This window comes from Bradyrhizobium genomosp. III (assembly GCF_000261705.1).
Classification (GTDB): domain Bacteria; phylum Pseudomonadota; class Alphaproteobacteria; order Rhizobiales; family Xanthobacteraceae; genus Bradyrhizobium; species Bradyrhizobium ottawaense.
In genome coordinates this window covers 24,487-43,032 of the sequence record NZ_AJQF01000015.1, presented here as the reverse complement: position 1 = coordinate 43,032, position 18,546 = coordinate 24,487, and the positions used below count along the sequence as shown (strand labels likewise).

16 protein-coding genes are annotated in these 18,546 nt (G+C 63.6%); 3 read left to right on the top strand and 13 right to left on the bottom strand.

Annotated features, from left to right (window positions below):
* Positions 1-31: 31 nt before the first annotated feature.
* The 12 genes from IC66_RS0101045 to IC66_RS0100985 all read right to left on the bottom strand — a co-directional run bounded on the left by IC66_RS0101045 (position 32) and on the right by IC66_RS0100985 (position 13,224).
* On the bottom strand, positions 32-1,150 hold the full coding sequence (locus tag IC66_RS0101045) for a helix-turn-helix transcriptional regulator (protein WP_038946362.1): 1,119 nt from the start codon (positions 1,148-1,150) through the stop codon (positions 32-34).
* A gap of 107 nt (positions 1,151-1,257) precedes the next feature.
* Positions 1,258-2,376, bottom strand: coding sequence for a helix-turn-helix transcriptional regulator (locus IC66_RS0101040; protein ID WP_038946361.1), 1,119 nt, complete (start codon positions 2,374-2,376; stop codon positions 1,258-1,260).
* Between the two features lie 144 nt (positions 2,377-2,520).
* Complete coding sequence (locus IC66_RS0101035) at positions 2,521-5,043, bottom strand: autotransporter family protein (RefSeq protein WP_038946360.1); 2,523 nt, start codon at positions 5,041-5,043, stop codon at positions 2,521-2,523.
* 225 nt (positions 5,044-5,268) lie between these two features.
* Positions 5,269-5,517 (bottom strand): DUF6894 family protein, encoded by a 249-nt coding sequence (locus IC66_RS0101030; protein ID WP_038946359.1) that lies wholly within the window; start codon positions 5,515-5,517, stop codon positions 5,269-5,271.
* Between the two features lie 122 nt (positions 5,518-5,639).
* Positions 5,640-6,605 carry a helix-turn-helix transcriptional regulator gene (locus IC66_RS0101025; RefSeq protein WP_038946358.1) on the bottom strand — a complete coding sequence of 322 codons (966 nt, stop codon included), beginning with the start codon at positions 6,603-6,605 and terminating at the stop codon, positions 5,640-5,642.
* 238 nt (positions 6,606-6,843) lie between these two features.
* Positions 6,844-7,995 (bottom strand): helix-turn-helix transcriptional regulator, encoded by a 1,152-nt coding sequence (locus IC66_RS0101020; protein ID WP_038946357.1) that lies wholly within the window; start codon positions 7,993-7,995, stop codon positions 6,844-6,846.
* Positions 7,996-8,298: 303 nt separating this feature from the next.
* Positions 8,299-8,799, bottom strand: a complete 501-nt coding sequence (locus tag IC66_RS0101015) for a hypothetical protein (protein ID WP_028145205.1) — start codon at positions 8,797-8,799, stop codon at positions 8,299-8,301.
* 90 nt (positions 8,800-8,889) lie between these two features.
* Positions 8,890-9,336 carry a MaoC family dehydratase gene (locus tag IC66_RS0101010; RefSeq protein WP_028145206.1) on the bottom strand — a complete coding sequence of 149 codons (447 nt, stop codon included), beginning with the start codon at positions 9,334-9,336 and terminating at the stop codon, positions 8,890-8,892.
* A 380-nt stretch (positions 9,337-9,716) separates the two neighbouring features.
* Entirely contained in the window at positions 9,717-10,139 is a 423-nt protein-coding gene (locus tag IC66_RS0101000; RefSeq protein ID WP_018319784.1) for a hypothetical protein, read from the bottom strand.
* Between the two features lie 12 nt (positions 10,140-10,151).
* Complete coding sequence (locus IC66_RS0100995; protein WP_018319783.1) at positions 10,152-10,373, bottom strand: hypothetical protein; 222 nt, start codon at positions 10,371-10,373, stop codon at positions 10,152-10,154.
* Positions 10,374-10,515: 142 nt separating this feature from the next.
* The gene (locus tag IC66_RS0100990; protein WP_038946356.1) at positions 10,516-11,334 is read right to left on the bottom strand and encodes a lytic murein transglycosylase; all 819 of its coding nucleotides are present in this window, start codon (positions 11,332-11,334) and stop codon (positions 10,516-10,518) included.
* Between the two features lie 36 nt (positions 11,335-11,370).
* Positions 11,371-13,224 carry a flavin-containing monooxygenase gene (locus IC66_RS0100985; RefSeq protein WP_038946355.1) on the bottom strand — a complete coding sequence of 618 codons (1,854 nt, stop codon included), beginning with the start codon at positions 13,222-13,224 and terminating at the stop codon, positions 11,371-11,373.
* 176 nt (positions 13,225-13,400) lie between these two features.
* Here IC66_RS0100985 and IC66_RS0100980 point away from each other — a divergent pair, with 176 nt between their 5' ends.
* The 3 genes from IC66_RS0100980 (at position 13,401) to IC66_RS0100970 (ending at position 17,542) form a co-directional block, all read left to right on the top strand.
* Positions 13,401-15,026, top strand: a complete 1,626-nt coding sequence (locus IC66_RS0100980; protein ID WP_028145210.1) for a long-chain fatty acid--CoA ligase — start codon at positions 13,401-13,403, stop codon at positions 15,024-15,026.
* Between the two features lie 161 nt (positions 15,027-15,187).
* Positions 15,188-16,300 (top strand): glycoside hydrolase family 172 protein, encoded by a 1,113-nt coding sequence (locus IC66_RS0100975; protein WP_028145211.1) that lies wholly within the window; start codon positions 15,188-15,190, stop codon positions 16,298-16,300.
* Between the two features lie 30 nt (positions 16,301-16,330).
* On the top strand, positions 16,331-17,542 hold the full coding sequence (locus tag IC66_RS0100970) for an acyl-CoA dehydrogenase family protein (RefSeq protein WP_028145212.1): 1,212 nt from the start codon (positions 16,331-16,333) through the stop codon (positions 17,540-17,542).
* A gap of 57 nt (positions 17,543-17,599) precedes the next feature.
* On the opposite strand, the gene IC66_RS0100965 is transcribed toward IC66_RS0100970, so the two are convergent.
* Positions 17,600-18,508 carry an amino acid ABC transporter substrate-binding protein gene (locus IC66_RS0100965; RefSeq protein ID WP_038946353.1) on the bottom strand — a complete coding sequence of 303 codons (909 nt, stop codon included), beginning with the start codon at positions 18,506-18,508 and terminating at the stop codon, positions 17,600-17,602.
* Positions 18,509-18,546: the final 38 nt, after the last annotated feature.

Here is an 18,546-nt window from a genome sequence, read left to right as displayed (position 1 = left end):
TGCAGCGAAGAGCCCGCGACGCGCCTGCGTGTCAGTGCAGAAGCGGATTGGAGAATCCCGCTGCAAGCTTGACGAGATCGGCCTGACGGGACACGCCGGTCTTGGCGAAGACGCGATGAAGATGCGTCTTCACCGTCGTCTCGGCGATCCCCAATGCGAGCGCGGTCTCCGGCACACCGCCGACCTCGACGATCGATTGCAGAACCCTGAGTTCCGCGGGCGTCAGCTCGAACGTGCGGTCGATCAGGCCGGCACATGAGCGGCTGTCGAGTTCCGCCTTCCAGACAAGCAAGGCCCCGACGGCCGATGTGCGCTCGGTCGCGCCATCGCGCAGCAGCGAGGGCAACGCAATCACGTGCGCGACGTAGTGCGAACCGTCGTGCGACGTCAGAGGGATCTTTCGACCTTCAGCGGCCGCCAAGGCCACCTCTCCCGGATCGCGGAAGATATTGCGCAGGGCCAGATTGGCCTCGGAGGATCTCGTCACCAGCCTGCCCGAGATCGAGCGCAGGACATCGTCTGCGGCCAGGATCGTCTCGGCCGCCGGATTGCTGTGGGCGATCCGGCAGGCTGCGTCGAGCAGGATGACGCCGGCATTCAGGCGGTCCACGACGTCGGCCAGCGCGGTCGCGCGCTGCTGCTTCCGCTCGATCGCGCGGTTGATCATGAGCGCGCGGCTCGCATGCGGGACCAGGAACTGCATTCGCGCGCGCTGCTCGGCGCCCAGCATCTCCCTGCCGGGGATGACGGTCAGCAACATCGGGCACGGCGACTTCGACTGCTCCAGCACCACATTGGCGACGTCGATGCAGCCCTGCGGGCGCAGCCATTCCTGATAGAAACGCCCGCGGCGGTACTCGTCGAAATTCACGAGGTCCGGAATGTTGCGCACCTCGCCATACCCAGGAAGCCGGGCGAGCGGATCGTACCGGGAGTAGGTTTCGGAATAGAGCTGGATGTAGTGCGGATCGACTCCGCAATAATAGTGGGTCGCCCCGGACTTGCTGACCGTATCCTTCGAAATCAGGCCGCAGGCCTGGCTGCCGATGAACGCATTGAGCTTGACCACGACGTCGCTCCACAACTCAGGGTGGAGTCCTGCATCATAGATGCTCTCGATCAGCTCGGAATGTCGTGGAGGTCGGAGCATCGGAAGAGCCAATGGTCAAATTCGGAGATTTGCGGAATGATCTTCGTGCCCGGCGGCTCCTGTGAGTCTGTCGCGGGAGAAAAAGGTTCAACGCCGACGGCGGTTTGTCAGTGGACAAGCGGATTGGCAAATCCCGCCGCGAGCTTGACCAGATCGGCCTGCCGGGACACGCCAGTCTTGGCGAAGACGCGATGCAGATGCGTTTTCGCGGTCGTCTCCGCGATACCGAGCGCGGCCGCCGTCTCCGGGATGCCGCCGATCTCGACGATCGACAGGAACACGCGGAGCTCCGCCGGCGTCAGCTCGAAAGTTCGCGCGATCAATTCGCCGCAGGATTGTCCACCGAGCGACACCTTGCGCACGAGCAGCGCACCGGCGGCATCGACCACGCGCTCGCTGCCGTTGCGCAGCAAGGACGACAACGGCAGCATGTGAGCGACGTAGCGCTCGCCGGTGGCGGACAATAGCGGAATCGCATGGCCGCCTGCGGCAAGCGATGTGCCGTCGCGGCGGCCTGCAAACGCTTTGCGCAGGGTCTGATTGGCCTCAGCGCTGCTGGTCACGAGTTGCCCGGCAACGGACCGCACCAAATCATCGGCCGCGAGCAGGTCCTGACCGGCCGAATTCGCATGCACCAGGCGGCAGAAGCCGTCGAGCAGGAAGATCCCGACCGTCAAATTGTCGAGGACATCAGCCAGTGCCGTCGCCAGCGTCAGTTGCGCGGTCATGGCGCGGTTGATCAGCAGCGCGCGGCTGGCGTGCGGCACCAGCAGCGAGAGGCGCTGCTTCATGCGCCGATCGACCATGCGGCGGCCCGACAGCACGGTCATCATCACCGGGCAGTTCGCATTCGACATCTCGAGCACGACATTGGCCGCGTCGCTGCATCCCTGCGGCTGCATCCATTCCTGGTAGAAGCGCCCGCGCCGGTACTCTTCGAAATTGACGAGATCGGGAATGCTTACAATCCTGCCGTGTGGCGGCAGGACCGTCAGCGGATCGAACTTCGAATGGGTCTCGGCATAGAGCTGGATGTAGTGCGGGTCCGCCCCGCAATAGTAATGCGTGACACCGGATTTGCTGATCGAATCCTTCGAGAACAGCCCGCAGGCCTGGCCGCCGACGAAATCCCGGATGCCGGTCACCGCGTTATTCCACAGCGAAGGATCGAGCCCGGCATCGTAGATGGACTCGACGAGATCTGGCAGCTTTTGCGATCCGTGCATGGCTCAGATTGGCACTGAATGATCAATGCCGGGGAGCATAACACAACCGTAGCATGCGACATCCTCCGATCGGAGGAGGCGCCGGCCGGGCGGCTGGCGCCCGGCCGGCGGCATCGCGTTCGAGTCGCCAGGGCTGATGCCGGCTCAGAACGCGACGCGAACGCCACCCTTGGCCGTGCCGGTGCGGCTCTGGTCGGACATCATCATGCCCTCGACCGCGCCAAACACGGACACGTTGGGCCCGGTGCGGTAGTCGAAGCCGAGGCCGGCGACGGCACCGACCGTGCTGCGACTGCCCGGGGTGACGAACGACAGATTCTGGCCGAGCAGCACCGTGTTGACGGTGGTGTCGCCGGCGCGCTGCAGCGCGATGACACCGCCATGGATGTTGGCCTTGAGCTCGCCGCCGGCAATGCTCGTCACCCGCGAGAGATCGACCTCGCCCCGCTCCTCGAAGTCCTGCAGCGTGCGGCCACCGACCGACAGCCCTTGCGCCGAACCGGTCTCGCTGTAGCCGTCGAACCGGCCCGCGACATAACGCAGCCGCGCGGTCGGCGTCAGCACGTAGCCGTTGCCGATGTTGAGTCTGTAGCCGTAGGCGACCTCTGGACTCACGTACCATCCGCTGTAGTTCGCGGTTGCCGTCTCCATGCCGCCGACTGCCGCGTTGTTCAGCACCAGTCGGCGCGACCTGTTGTCGGCGTTACCGCCCTGGATCGTGAGGTTGAAGAACTGCGAAGCCCATTCGAACCGGCTGTAAGCGCCAGCAAACACGTAATTGGTGTCCACCGACTGCGAATTGAGATCGACCGAGAGGCCGCCCTGCCCGCCACCGAGGAAGGCGCCGACCAGCCAGTTCGGCTGCACCTTGCGGTCGATGCCGATGGCCCCGCCCCACGCCGTCGAGGTCGCGCGCAGCGTGGAGGTGGTCTCGTCCTGAATGCGCTGGCCGCCAAAGCTGTTGGCCCAGACCGTGATCGGCGCGGGATCGGTCCACAGGCTGCGCGGCGCCTTGGTGAAGGGTCCGGCCTGCGCCGTCTCGGGGGCATAGGCCATTGCCATCATGTTGCTGCCGGCCGGCCCAGCGCTGCCGCTCAGGCGGCCCTGCACCAGCGAGGAGACGCCGCCGGTGAAATCCATCAGCGTGCGGTCGGTCTGTGCCAGCGCGGTCGGATCGAGGGTGGCGAGTGTGCCGCCGGCAAAGACCTTCGGGCCATCGAAGCCCCCGCTGTTGGTGTTGATGGTGCCGTTGAAGTTGACGAAGGTCGGAAGCTCGATGCTCGTCAGCGACGCCACCCGGCTGCTCAAAGGGACGAAGTTGACGTTGACGACGTCGGCACCGAAGCCGAAATCGACCACACCGTTGATCTTCGAGCCCGGCAGCAGCGTCACCGTGTCGGCCTTGCTCGACAATTTGATTGCCGTCCCGCTGGTGCCAGTGATCGTACCGGAATTCGTGATGTTCGCCCCGTCGCTGGAAGAGATGCCCGTACTGGCGATAATGGTGCCGGAATTGATGACGTTGGCCTGGATCGCGGAGATTCCGGTGCCGCCGAGGTTGGAGGCCTGAAGAAGGCCGGTGTTCGTCACATTGGCGACGTTGGCGCTGACGGCTGCGCTATCCCCAATGATGGATCCGGAATTGTTGACGTTGCCGACGAGTGCATTGACGCCGCGATCTGCCGTGACTCTTCCGATATTGTCCAGGTTCACCGTGCCGGCGCTCATGCCGGAGCCGAGTATCGACGCAATCAGCCCTGTGTTGGTCACAGTGACGCTCGTACCAAAGATCGCGCTCGATACGCTAGTTATCGTGCCGCTGTTCGTCACGCTTGCCGCGAGGTCGGCGCGAATGGCGTTGCTCGCGCCGCCGTCGGCACCAATGGTGCCGGAGGCGAAATTGGACACGTTGACGTTCTTGCCGGACACGCCGAACACGTGACCGGCGATGTTGCCTGCGTTTGCCATCGTCACCACACCGGAGGCCTCGATCGCGCCGCCGGTCGCTGCAATCTGCGATATGATACCGGAGGCATCATTGGTGATGTTGAGGCTCGTACCCTTGATGCCGCGGGCATCTCCCGAGATCGTTCCGGTGTTCGAGACCACGTTGACCGTGGTACCGTTGATCCCGATCGTATCGGGCCCGACGCCGGCGATCGTGCCGGAATTTCGCACAGTGGACGTCGTGGCTTCGACCCCGCTCCCCCTTCCCCCGGCCTCGCTCGCAATCATGCCCGCATTGTCGAGCGTGAGTGTCGACGCCAGAATCGCATGAAAGCCGGTGATCGTGGCGCCGCTGAGATTCGACACCGTCATACCAAGGCCGCTGAGACCCGACGCCAACGCGCCGTCGATGATGCCGGCATTGATGATGACATTGCCATCGCCGCTCTGGATGCCGAAGGCGCTTCCGTGCACCTTGGCCCCGGCCTCGATCCGATAGATGTTGTTGTCGTCCAGGCTTGTCCCATATCCGTTGTTGGGGGCCTGCTGAGCGTCGACATCACCCGAGCAAACGATGGTCGCATTGCTGACCGGTGCCGCCGGCGTGCACGCAGCCTCGACCCGATCGACGGCCAGCAGCGGCGCAGCGAACACCAGAAAGCGCATCGATCGCCGCACCAAATGCCGCTGCACCAAGTCGCCAAGAGCCGTCACATTCATCGCCTTAGTTCCCCAGAAAATCCTCGCGCTTGATGGCAGCGCAGGCATGGTGATGCCGGACTCCTCCATTGGAAGGCGCTCGGCAGCGAACCCTGGATTCGCCAAACGCTAAGGTAGAAGCACGCCAATGGCCCGACTTGGACGGAAACGACCGCGCTTCAGCCGAGAACGAACCGAAGGCGCTTCGTTCCGCACTGGTGCAGAGTTGCTACACCGAAGCGGCACTCACGCCTGATCCCACCCCTGTTTCTCGGCGCACTCCGACCAGACCGGTGCGCGATAGATTTCGCGGCCGCTGTTGTCCCTGACGCGAATCCAGGCGTCGCGATCGCGCAGATCGTCGCGCCAGACGAAGAGATGTTTTGCCATCTCGTTGGCCACCACGAATGTCGCTTCCGCACATTCGAACACCATGCCGCCCGGGTCGATCTTCACGATGTTGCCTACCAGGAGGTCGAAAAAGAAACGGCGCATTCAATACTCCGGCTGCGGATGCCGCACGCAACGCTTGGGTCATGGCTTCGCGATCAAGGATCACGTCGGATCCCTGTCTGCTGGCTCAAATCGGCAGTTGGCTGAAATCCAGTGGCGCGCCGTCACGGCATCTCGCCGCTCCTGATGTCACTCGGCGTCGCGTTATAGGTGCGCCGGAAGCAGCGGTTGAAATAAGAGAGATCGCCGAAGCCGACATCGTAGGCGATCGAGCTCACCGTTCGCCCGGCATATCCCGGTTCCCGCAGCATGCGGTGCGCGCGCTTGACGCGCTGCTCGATCAAGAAGGAAGAGAACGTCTTGCCGTCGGCCTCGAACAGGCGCTGGAGATAGCGCGGCGTCACGCCGAGCTCCTGGGCAACCGAGGCCACCGACAAATCCTGCCGCCAGCAATTGTTGGCGATGGAGACTTTCGCCTTCTGGAGCCGCGCCGCCTTGACGCCGCGCCGTCCGGCCAGCTCCCGCGCTTCTCCGGTGGCACCGAGGACGAGCGCCAGCAGATCGTGCAGATGCCCGACCCCGAGCTGCCGCAGCACGGGCGTCGCGAACGCTTTCTCCCGCACCAGCGTCACCGCGTAGTCGACCAGCAGCCTCAGTCCGGCGGAGCTTTCAGGCATGATGCGCATCACGGCATCGTCGACGTCCACGATCATCGGCGCCAGCACGCGCCTCGGCACGCGCAGCGAGAAGCAGTTTCCCAGCAACAGCCGCTCGAACGTCGTGACGTCCTCCGCGCTCGTCAGCACCGCCTCTCCTGCATGAAGCCTCAGATCGTGTCCCCGCTCGGATATGCCGAGAACGCCGGACCTGTTCACGATCAGGGCGAGGCTGTCGTCGCCATCGGCCACCAGTTGCTTGGTGCGAATGACCCGCGCTCCGTACAGCCCCCCGATCAACAACTGGGCTTCCGGCAGGACATGAGAGGTGAAGCTCGCCGCGGCCGGCTTTCCATCCCTTGCCTCGACCTCCGCCTTCAGCACCCCGCGGCAATAGAAATCGCGAAGCAACGGGATGCGCTCGTTTTCGGGAATTTCGTTCGTTGAAACATTGAGAACGGAAAAATCAACCATGCTGCTCACTGCAATCTCTCCAGCCGACGAGCAGACCCGGCCACGCGCTGTCGTTTCCTCCACACGCGCGTTCGATGCCGTTGTGGCAAGCTTCGCGGCGCTCGCTGCTCTTCAATTATCAGAAGCGCGATATACGAAAGTCTCGAATGACTCGCGTCCTGCATTCGGATGACCCGCGAGCGCGGATCATCACAATGGATTGAGAACGCGGCACGTAACATCGAGGCATCGCAATGAATCACGCAACGCTGTCATCGCCGTTCGTTCGCAGCGCGAACGGCACGGCAAAGCCGGCGGCGATCTTCACCAGATCAGCCTGCCTGCCGGCGCCCGTCTTCTCGAACAGGCGACCGAGATGCGTCTTCACCGTCGTCTCGGCGACGCCGAGTTTTGCGGCGATGTCGGGAACACCGCCGGTCTCGATGATCGCCATCAGCACGCGCAATTCAGACGGCGTCAGCCTGAAGGCTGCTGCGATCGCGTCGGCTGCGAGCAGCGGCAGCATGGAAGCTCTTTGAACGAAGAGCATCGTGGCTGCAATGTCCCGCGGCAGGCTGCGATCCCGCTTCAGCGGAAAAGCATGGAGCAGATAATGCTGCCCATCGGCCGACGTCGCAAGTTCGATCTGACGACGAGCGGCAGAATGTGTGCCTTCATCGAATTCGCACAGGCTGCGGAATATTTTATCGGTCTGGGTGTTGCGGGCCACGATCCGGTCACCGACGATCGCAAGCAGATTGGCATCGGCGAACAACTGGCGGCATGCCGCGTTGGCATGAACGACGCGGCCGTCCGCATCGAGCAGGCAGATCGCCGTGTTCAATCCGTCGAGGACGTCGGCAAGGTCGTCCACCGTATGCGAGCGCGCCCTGATCTGCCGGCCCATGATCTGCGACCGATGGATGTGCGGAGCGAGCAGCCGCATGCGCTCGCGCATCGCATCGTCGACGGTTCCACGGGAGCGGTGGCGCAACACCTGCAGGATCGTGGTGCGCGCGGCCGTCTTCTCGAGCGCGACGGTCGCGAGGTCTATCGCCCCCTGCGGTTCCACCCACTCGCGATGGAAGCTCGTCTCGAGAAAATCAGCATGGGACATGATGTCGGTCACGCCGATCGTCTGTTCGGACGCGAGGGTGAGGTGACGGTCGAGCAGAGGATCGAGCTCCACATACCGGTCGCGATAAAGCTGGCGGAAGCGGGCGTCGGTTCCAAAATGCTGCTGAATCTCGATCGTAAGCCGTGCTGAATCCCTGGACAGGATCATCGCGGCGCAACCACCGACGAACTGCGAAACCTGTTCCAGCGCGCCGCTGCGCAAGGCGGGGTCAACCGCCGCGTCGTAAATCTCGCCGATGAGAGACGAGAACCGGTTTGCCTGATGGGTCGTCATCGGACGGACGACGCGATCTGCGTGCGGCCCGTCCGAGACGGAGAGCTCGCGATCCGGGAACTGACGGAGAAGACGGGCCGGTCAATTGCCGCCTTCGACGAGGAAAAAACGTTGCAGCCAGATGCTGGAATATCGAACATCGTCCTTGCGTAACGTCAACCGCAGGGTGCGGCTTGGACTGTTTCGCCAAAGACTAGGATAAATGCGAACAGCGTGCGGACTGTGTGCGATGAGTCACGCGCCGGTTCGCTGCCGCCCGCTTCGTTGCCACGTCCTGCCCGCTTCACGGCCGGCAGCGGCAACCTATTTCCGATTCTCCTCGCAGAACTTCAACGCGGCCAGCGCTTCGCCGGCACGCGGTACCTGCATCTCGATACTGTCGTCGTCATCGTCCTCGAAATCGAGCGTCAGGCGTCTCGCCTTCGACAGGCGGTCCATCATCGACTGGTCGTACTCGAAGATGCCGCGCACGGTGGTCTTGTCCATGACCTCCCACTTCGCCTTCTTCATGATGTCCGCATCGTCAGTGCCGACATCGGCCCGAAGGATCTCTCCGACCTTCTCCCATTCCCAGCCATCATAGATCATCACGATCACGATCGCCTTCTCGGAATAGGTGATCACGATGACGTAGTCGCGGTTCTCGTCCTCCTTGTCCTTGTAGCCACGGCTCGCATTGCAATGCGTGTCCTGCGTGCGCTTTTCGATGGTCCAGTCGCCGACCTTGGATTGTTGCGCAAGCGCCGGTCCGGCGCTTAAGGCGCCCGTCGCGATCAGCAAAGCGGCAAGAAGGAATCGTTTCATGTCAGCCTCCAGCGCGTTCCCCGGGCCGAGATGACCACCTCCGCGGGAGGGCCGCAAGGGCTTACCCCGGCAGAACGGCGGCGCCCGTGCCTATCCCCGCCGCGGCACGATCGCGATGGGAGTGAAGGTGTAAACCTCCTCGCCGCTCTGGTTGAACATGGTCCATTTCACCAGCGCGATACCCTGCGGCTTCGACTTCGAGGGCGTCAGGCTCATCACCTCCCCAACCAGATGCAGGCGATCATTGGGCCGTACCGGCATCGTCCAGCGCAGGCCGTCGACGCCGGCGCCGATCAGCGGATGCGGGCCGAACGGGCGTGTCTGGATCGCGAGATTCATGGCTATCGCCGCGGTGTGCCATCCCGATGCCGCCAGGCCCTTGAACAGGGTCGCCTTGGCCGCCTCGTGGTCGAGATGCATCGGCTGCGGATCGAACTCGGCCGCGAAGCGCTTGATGTCGGCCTCGGTGACCTCGACCTCGGGGGACCTGAACCGCATTCCGATCGCCAGATCGTCGAACCATTCGACCTGCGCCATGATTTTGCCTCGCAATGTCGTGCGCCGCCTTCGAAGAGACGGCCAAAGGGCTCCAGCAATGGCGGGACCGCAGCGCACAAAACCAGCCCCGAGGTTCCCCGCGAAACCCCTTTCCCGAGGCGACGAAACACCGCTGAAACAGATGGCCGCTTAAGTCGTTGTCAAAATAAATACAGGGACGGCTACCATGCAATTCCTTCTCGACCTGATCTACGACTATTCCTGCTGCCGCAACCTCGTTGCCCATTCAATACGGGAGGACGAGCTATGATCGAGCTGATCTCGGGCCTGCTCGCCCTTTGCAGCGCCGGTGTCTTTGCGGCGCACGCGCTGGACGCCTACCGCACCACACATCACTGACCGCTTCGCCGTTTCGGCCGCTAGAAAGGCCGCCGGTAGAAGTGCTCCGAATGCGTTGCCGGCGGAAACCGGTTGGCGAGAGAGAGCGCGCCTGTCTCGTCGGTCTCGAGCGCGATCTTCTGCGCCAGCATCACGTCGCCCGGCACCAGGAAGCCTGACGGGACGAAGCACCATCCCATCGTGGCGCGGCCCTCGCCGTCGATTTCGTGGACATTGGCGGCGGTGCCGTAGTGAATGCGATAGGTCTTGCCGGTGTCGCATCCAATGACGTCGAAATACCGGTGCTCTTCGAATTGGGCGCGCTGTGCGGGCGAGAGCCAATCGAAGAGCAGCCGGCGACCACGGGCATCCGGCGTGTTCTCGCCGAAGAAGCGCCGATACAGTTCACGCAGCGCATGCAGACGCGCACGCGCCGGCGCGCGGAGCCAAACCGCCGTAATCATGAGCAGCTCAGATCAACCGCCGACCAGGCGGGGATAGAACAGCGTTTCCTGCGCGGTCGGGTCGAACGATCTGATACGAGTGACTTCGCCGGGTCCGTTGCGAAGGGCCGCGGTGAAGCCGGCTCCAGTCAGCTCCCGAAAGCGCCGTTCGGCTCGCGCCAGCGCTTCGGCATTGCCAGGATCAAACTCGTGGCGCGTATCGCCAGTCTGGTCCATCACGATCTGGGTTGCCATGTTGAGTCTCCTCATGCCCAGCCCTGAATCTGATCAAAGCAAACCTCGTGCCCTCGGTTCCTGATGGCAACAACTTTCTCATGTCGGCGCATCACGCCTTGCTGAGCAGGAGCGTTTTTCGAGCGAAGTGGACGGGTTTTCGTCAGCGCGAGGCCGCCGCTCCGCCGCCCTCGTCGATCTGCCGGCCCATCAGTGCGATCGCCTTCTGATAAACGCCGGCCGCATTCCAGGCCTCGATGGCGACGAAATTCGGCTCGCCCGGCTGGTAACCGGCTCCTGCTTTCCAGCCATGACCTTTAAGGAAATTCGCGGTCGAGTTCAGCGCGTTGGCGGCCACCTCGAGGTTGCCGGTGCCATAGGCCAGGATGTTCTTGGGCATGAACTGGGTCTGGCCGACCTCGCCATGCATGGAGCCGCGGGTCGCCCCCGACAGCGTGCCGCGGTCGACCAGCTTCAAGGCCGCGTAGAGCTGGTCGGTGAAGAATTCAGGACGGCGGCAGTCATAGGCCAGGGTTGCGATCGACGACAGCATGTTCTGGTTGCCGCGCTGGCTGCCGAAACCGGTCTCCATGCCCCAAATCGCGATCAGCGGGCCGGGCGGGACGCCATAGCGCTGCTGGATGGAGGCGAACAAGGCAGCCTGCGACTGCTTGAGCTGGCGCCCCTTGGCGACGATAGTGGTGGCGCCGCGCTTGGCGAGAAACTGGTCGAGCGTCAGCGAAAAGCTGCGCTGGCCGCGGTCGGCCGCGATGGTGGCACTGGCGTAGTTGGTCTGCATCAGCGCCGAGAGCGCGGTCTGGCCGATGCCCTTGCCCTGCGCCTCTGCGCTGAACTCTCGTTTCCAGGCCTCAAAACCCGCCGGCGAGCTGCCGCATTGCGCGGCCGCGGCGGCGGACGCCAGGCACCCGAGCAGCGCCATCGCACCAACAACCGCTCCCGCAACAGCCCTGCCCGTGGTCATACCCAATCTCCCGTCCTGTAACCGATCGGCGCAACCTTACCCGGAGGAACGCGCCGACTCCATGGCCTGATCATAGGACAATTCGAGGCCGTCCAGATTGCCTTCCTTCCGCCATTTGTCGAGCAGCCGCAGGAAGGCCACCGGCCCGCGCCAATATTGGCTGTTTCTTGCCGCGATCGGATCGAACACGCCCTCGTTGTTGTAGTAACCGGGCGTGCATTCGGCGAGATAGGTCTGGCGGCCGAGCGCGGCCTTGACGACCTCCTCGACCCAGGCGTTTTCCGCGGCCAGCGTCGGCTCCAGCGTTCGGGCTTTGCGCTTGCGCGCTTCGGCGATCACATAGGCGATGTGCTGTGACTGCTCGTCGATGATGTGGGGGAAGTTAGCGCTCTGGCCGGCCTGCACCGTGACGATCAGGAAGCAGTTCGGAAAGCCGCGGCTGTAGAACCCATGCATCGTCTTGACGCCGCCCTGCCAGCGCTCGGTCAGGCTCATGCCGTCGCGGCCGTAGACCTCGAAGCCCATGCGGCGGGCATAGTCGGTGCCGACCTCGAAGCCGCTGGCATAGATCAGGCAGTCGAGCTCGTAAGCCTTGCCGCCGGCCATGACGGCGTTCTCGGTGATGCGATCGACACCCTGCCCTTTGGTGTCGACGAGATGCACGTTGGGACGATTGAAGACATCGAGATATTCGTCGTGGAAGCACGGCCGCTTGCAGAACGCCTTGTACCACGGCTTGAGCGCGTCCGCGGTCGCCGTGTCCTTGACCACCGCATCGACGCGGGCGCGGATCTCCTCCATCTTGCGGTAGTCGGCCTGCTCGATGACCTTCAGTGCCTCTTCCATCGAGGTCACCGGCTGCGGCTGACGACGCGGCGCCAGCAGGATCTCGCCGAGCAGGCCGGTCCAGCCGTCCTGCACCAGGTCCCGTTCGACCGGCTCGCCGGAGATCACGGCAGTGAAATTGTCCATGCGCTCGCGCTGCCAGCCGGGCTTGAGGCTCTGCGCCCAGTCTTGATCCGTCGACCGGTCGTCACGCACGCCAATCGCTGACGGCGTGCGCTGGAAGACATAGAGCTCCTTCGCAGCGCGGCCGAGATGCGGCACGCATTGCACGGCGGTGGCGCCGGTGCCGATGATTCCGACGCGCTTGTCGGCAAGTCCGGTCAGTCCACCATCCGCATTGCCGCCGGTATAGCCGTAATCCCAACGACTGGTATGGAAGCTGTGACCTTTGAAGGTCTCGATGCCTGGAATGCCCGGCAGCTTCGGTCTGCTGAGCGGACCTCCGGCGAGAATGACGAAGCGTGCACGGATGCGATCGCCCCGATCGGTCTCGACCAGCCATCGCGCCTCCTGCTCCTGCCATGCCATCCGCGAGATGACGGTCTGAAACAGCGCGCGATCGTAGAGATCGAAATGGCGGCCGATGCGGCGGGAGTGCTCGTAGATCTCCGGGGCGCGCGCATATTTGCGCACCGGCTTGTAGCCGGTCTCTTCCAGCAGCGGCAGGTAGATGTAGCTCTCGGTATCGCAGGCCGCGCCGGGATAGCGATTCCAGTACCAGGTGCCGCCGAAGTCCGCAGCCTTTTCCACGATACGGAAATCATCGATGCCGGCCTCGCGCAGACGCGCGGCACAGAGAAGCCCGCCAAAGCCGCCACCGACGACGAGCACTTCAGTCTCTTCACTGACAGGTGCGCGCGCAAATCCGGGATCGGCCCAGGGGTCGTCGAGGTAGCGGCCGAATTCCCCTGTTACCTCGACATACTGAGCCTTGCCCTCGGCACGCAAACGGCGGTCGCGCTCGTCACGGTAGCGCGCGCGGAGGGCTGCAATATCAACGGTAGGTTCGCCGGCTGCACCGGTCTTGTGTCTTTCCGCTGACATGCATTTCCTCCACGGAGAACGCTGCTTCGCCGGCAGCTCGGATCAGTTAGCCCTGAAAAAGTGACGCATGCAATCGCGTCCAATGTTTTTTGCGTGAACGCCGCGTGACGTTCCGCTAACCTCGCGCACAAATCACAAGCGCAACGCCACGCAACGACGTGGCCGTGGAGGAGACCATGCAGGGATTGATGATGGACATGCCGCTTCTGATCAGCGGCCTGATCCAGTATGCCGCGGACTATCACGGCGAAGCCGAGATCGTCGCGCGCGAGATCGAGGGCGACATTCATCGCTACACTTATGCCGATGCCCATCCGCGCATCAAGCGCATGGCGCTGGCGCTGAAGCGGCTCGGCATGAATCCGGGCGATCGCGTCGGCACGCTGGCCTGGAATACGCATCGTCATTTCGAGATGTTCTATGCCGCGCCGGGCATGGGCTATGTGCTGCACACCGTCAACCCGCGGCTGTTTCCCGAGCAGCTCGTCTACATCATCAACCACGCCGAAGACCGCCTGCTGTTCATCGACCGCGCCACGCTGCCGATCGTCGAGGCGATCGCGCCGCAGCTCAAGACGATCGAAGCTTATGTCGTGATGTCGTCGCGCGAGCGGATGCCCGAGACCAAGCTCGCCAACGTGCATTGCTACGAGGAGCTTCTCGACAAGGAGAACGAGGCCGGCTTCACCTGGCCGGAGTTCGACGAGAAGTCCGCCTCCACCATCTGCTACACGTCGGGCACGACCGGCAATCCCAAGGGCGTGATCTATTCGCACCGTGCCGCGATCCTGCAGACCATGACCTGCTGCAATTTCGACTTCCTGCCGGGACATGTCGAAGGCGTGCGCGAGGTGATGATGCCGATGGCGCCGCTCTTCCATGGCAATGGCTGGAACATGCCGTTCACGGCTCCCTACACCGGATCGAAGCTGGTGCTGCCCGGCCGCAACTACGAGCCCGACAAGCTCTATGAATTGCTCGAAGGCGAGAAGGTGACGCTGTCGGCGGGCGTGCCGAGCTTCTGGCTGATCCTGCTCGACTGGCTGGGCCGCACCGGCAACAAATTCTCCACGCTGCGGGCAACGTTGTCGTCGGGCTCGGCGCCGCCGCGCGCCATGGTCGAGAAACTGAAGCGCGACTACCATATCGACTACATCCAGGCATGGGGCATGACCGAGGCGCTCGGCTGCTCGATGCCGGGCTTAAGGCCCGGCTCGGAGCATCTCGGCGACAAGGAGAGGTTCGACCGGCGCCAGGTATCTGGCCGCGCCTGCTTCGGCACGAGCTTGCGCATCGTCGACGACAGCGGCGCCGAGTTGCCACGCGACGGCAAGTCCGTCGGCCATTTGCGCGCCCGTGGCCCCTGGGTCGCCTCCGGCTACATGAAGCTAGACGAAGGGCTCGACCGCGACGGCTGGCTGATCACCGGCGACATGGCGGTGATCGACCCACAGGGCCACGTCACGCTCACCGACCGCTCCAAGGACGTGATCAAGTCCGGCGGCGAATGGATCTCCTCGATCCAGCTCGAGGACGTCGCCTTGTCTCACCCCGACGTGCTTCAGGCAGCCGTGGTCGCGATCAACCATGAGAAATGGCAGGAGCGTCCCCTCCTCCTCGTCGTCCGCAAGAAGGGCGCGACCGTCGACGGCAAGACGCTGCTCGACCATATGCGCCCGAAAATCGCGAGCTGGTGGATGCCGGACGCGGTCGAATTCCTCGACGAATTCCCGATGACGGGGACCGGCAAGGTGTTGAAATCGGCTCTGCGCGAGAAGTTCAGGGAGTATCGCGTCGCGTGAGCCGCGCGCAGAGGCGTCGACCTTGTAGCCCGGATGGAGCGCAGCGCAATCCGGGCTACGAAGGCGGACATCGGTCGTCTTCCCTGACGCCATCATCTTCACCTTTTGGTCAATTCAGCGACGATATATCGGGAGGTCGCTAACCCCGCATCGAGGACATCATGGCGTTTTCCGGATTGGGCCTGCATCTCGGCAATCTGTCGCGCCTGTCGAACGCGCAGACGCGTTCGATCAGCCCCGAGAACTTCACCGGCGAGAAGGGCAAGGGCGGCATGTCCGTCGATGGCCCCGCCGCCCGCCAGGCCCGCGATCTCGGACAGGGCTGGAAGGTCTCGCCCTACGTCGTCATCGAACCGGGCACGACCTTCACGCTCGGCGACATCGCCGGGCAAGGCGCGATCCAGCAGATCTGGATGACGCTGGCGCGCGGACGGCTGCGGCATTCGATCCTGCGCATCTACTGGGACGACCAAACGCTGCCGAGCGTCGAGTGCCCGGCCGGCGATTTCTTCGCCTGCGGATGGGAAGAGTTCGCGCAGGTGTCCTCCCTCGCGGTCTGCGTCAATCCCGGCCGCGCCTTCAACTGCTATTGGGAGATGCCGTTTCGCAAGCGCGCGCGCTTCACGCTCGAGAACCGCAGCGAGGAGCAACTCACCGTCTACTACCAGATCAACTACACCCTGACCGACGTGCCGGAGGACTGCGCCTACTTCCATGCCCAATTCCGCCGCACCAACCCGCTGCCTTACAAGGAGGTCTATACCATCCTCGACGGCATCAGCGGCGCGGGCCACTATGTCGGCACCTACATGGCCTGGGGTGTCAACAACAACGGCTGGTGGGGCGAAGGCGAAATCAAGTTCTTCATCGACGGCGACGGTCACTTCCCGACGATCTGCGGCACCGGCACCGAGGACTATTTCTGCGGTGCCTATAATTTCGATCCCTATGTCGCCCATTCCGGCCAGGGCCAGCAATCGCGCTACCAGGAATTCACCACGCCCTATGCCGGCCTGCCCCAGGTGATCCGCCCCGACGGCGTCTACAAATCGCAGCAACGCTTCGGCATGTATCGCTGGCACATCCCCGATCCCGTGCGCTTCCGCTCCGATCTGCGTTTGACGATCCAGGCGCTGGGCTGGTTGTCGGGCACCAAGGAGGCCAAATACCTTCCGCTGCAGGACGACATCGCCTCCGTCGCGTTCTGGTATCAGACGCTGCCGACGGCGCCCTTCCCGGAATTGCCCGGCCCGGATTATCTCGAAATCGGCTGATCCTGCCGCCGATCAATAAGGAGACCAGAGATGCTTTACCCGATGTCGCCAAAAGTCGTCGAACTCAAGCGCAAGCTCGAGAGCTTCATGGACCGGCACATCTACCCGAACGAGGAGCGCTTCTATCGCGAGGCGGAAGAGCTGGGGCCCTGGAAGGTCTATCCCGTCGTCGAGGAGTTGAAGCCGCTGGCGCGTGCGGAAGGTCTCTGGAATCTGTTCCTGCCGGAGTCCGGCCATGGCGCAGGCCTGACCAATCTCGAATACGCGCCGCTCTGCGAGGTGATGGGCCGATCGCATCTGGCGCCCGAAGTGTTCAACTGCTCGGCGCCCGATACCGGCAACATGGAGGTGCTGGAGCGCTACGGTTCGGAGACGGACAAGGAGCGTTGGCTGAAGCCGCTGCTCGCAGGCGAAATCCGCTCCTGCTTCGCCATGACGGAGCCTGCGGTCGCCTCATCCGATGCGACCAACATCGAGAGTTCGATCCTGCGTGACGGCGACCATTACGTCATCAACGGCCGCAAATGGTACACGACCAATGCGACCGACCCGCGCTGCAAGATCTGCATCTTCATGGGCAAGACCGATCCTGACAATCCGGACCGCCACAAGCAGCAATCGATGATCCTGGTGCCGATGGACACGCCTGGCATCGAGGTGAAACGCCCCCTGCCCGTGTTCGGCTTCTACGGCGTGCCTGACCGGGCGTCCGAAGTCGTCTTCACCAATGTGCGGGTCCCCAAGGAGAACATGCTGCTCGGCGAAGGCCGCGGCTTCGAGATCGCGCAGGGCCGCCTCGGCCCCGGCCGCATCCACCATTGCATGCGGCTGATCGGCCTTGCCGAACGCACGCTGGAGAAGATGTGCCGCCGCGTGCGCAGCCGCGTCGCCTTCGGCAAGCCGGTCTCCGAGCAAACGGTGACGCAAGAGCGCATCGCGGAATCCCGCATCATGATCGAGCAAGCCCGGCTGCTGACGCTGAATGCGGCCTACGCGATGGACACGGTCGGCAACAAGGTGGCGAAGGCCGAGATCGCAATGATCAAGGTCGCGGTGCCCAACATGGCCTGCCAGATCATCGACTGGGCGATCCAGGCCCATGGCGGCGGCGGCACCTCGAACGATTTCGGTTTGACCCAGGCCTATGCGACCGCGCGTTTGCTGCGGCTTGCCGATGGACCGGATGAGGTGCACCGAAACCAGATCGCCCGGTTCGAGCTGAAGAAATATTCGAACGCGTAGATCCGGTGTTCGCCGAGAGCGCGCGGGTCGTTTCCCGCGCGCCTCGGCGCCCTCGCCTCAGTTCGCCAGATACACGTCCGGATCTGCGCTCCAGCTCGGTTTCTTGAAGGCGTTGCGCAGGGCGGGCGACATCGGGACGTTGTAGTTGAGGCCGTTCGGCGGCGTCGGGGACTGCAGCCATTTCTTGTAGAGCACCTCGATCTCCGGGCTTGCATAGAGCTCCGCAGTCGCACGGTCGGCGAGCGCCTTGAACGGCGCATCCTCCCGCCGCAGCATGATGCCGTAGGGCTCCGGCTTGGAGAACGCCTCCTCGCTGATCATGAAGGCTTGCGGCTCCTTCGAGCGCGCGATCGCGACCGCGAGTTGCACGTCGTCGAGTGCGTAGGCCTGGGCGCGGTCGGTTTCCAAGAGCAGGAAGGCCTCGGCCTGGTCCTTCGCCGGCATCAGGCTGATGCCGAGATTGCGTTCCGTATTGACCTTGGCGAGCTGCGTCAGGTTGACCGAGCCGGCCACGGCCGTGACCGCCTTGCCCTTGAGATCGTCGATGGTGTTGATCTTCGTGGCCTTCTTGGCTGCAAATCGGGTCGCACTGAGGAAATGCGTGTTGGTGAAGGCGACCTGCTTCTGGCGATCGGCGTTGTTGGTGGTCGCCGAGCAGTGCAGGTCGAGCGTGCCGTTGACCATCAGCGGGATCCGGTTCGACGAGGTCACCGCGAGCGTGTCGACGGCGATGTCGGGCATGCCCAGCTGCTTCTTCACGGCATCGACGATCCTCAGGCAGATCTCCATGGCAAAACCGACCGGCTTCTGGTCGCCGTCCAGATAGCTGAACGGGACCGAGGCCTCCTGATAGCCCAGGGTGATCTTCTTGGTCTCCTTGACCTTCTGGAGCGTGCCCGACAGATCTTCGGCTGAGGCTGCGCCGGCAAGACATGTGAGGGCCAGGATAACGGTGGGTAGACGCATCGGCTGCTCCTAGAGGGGGCTCGCGCCTCCATGCCGGG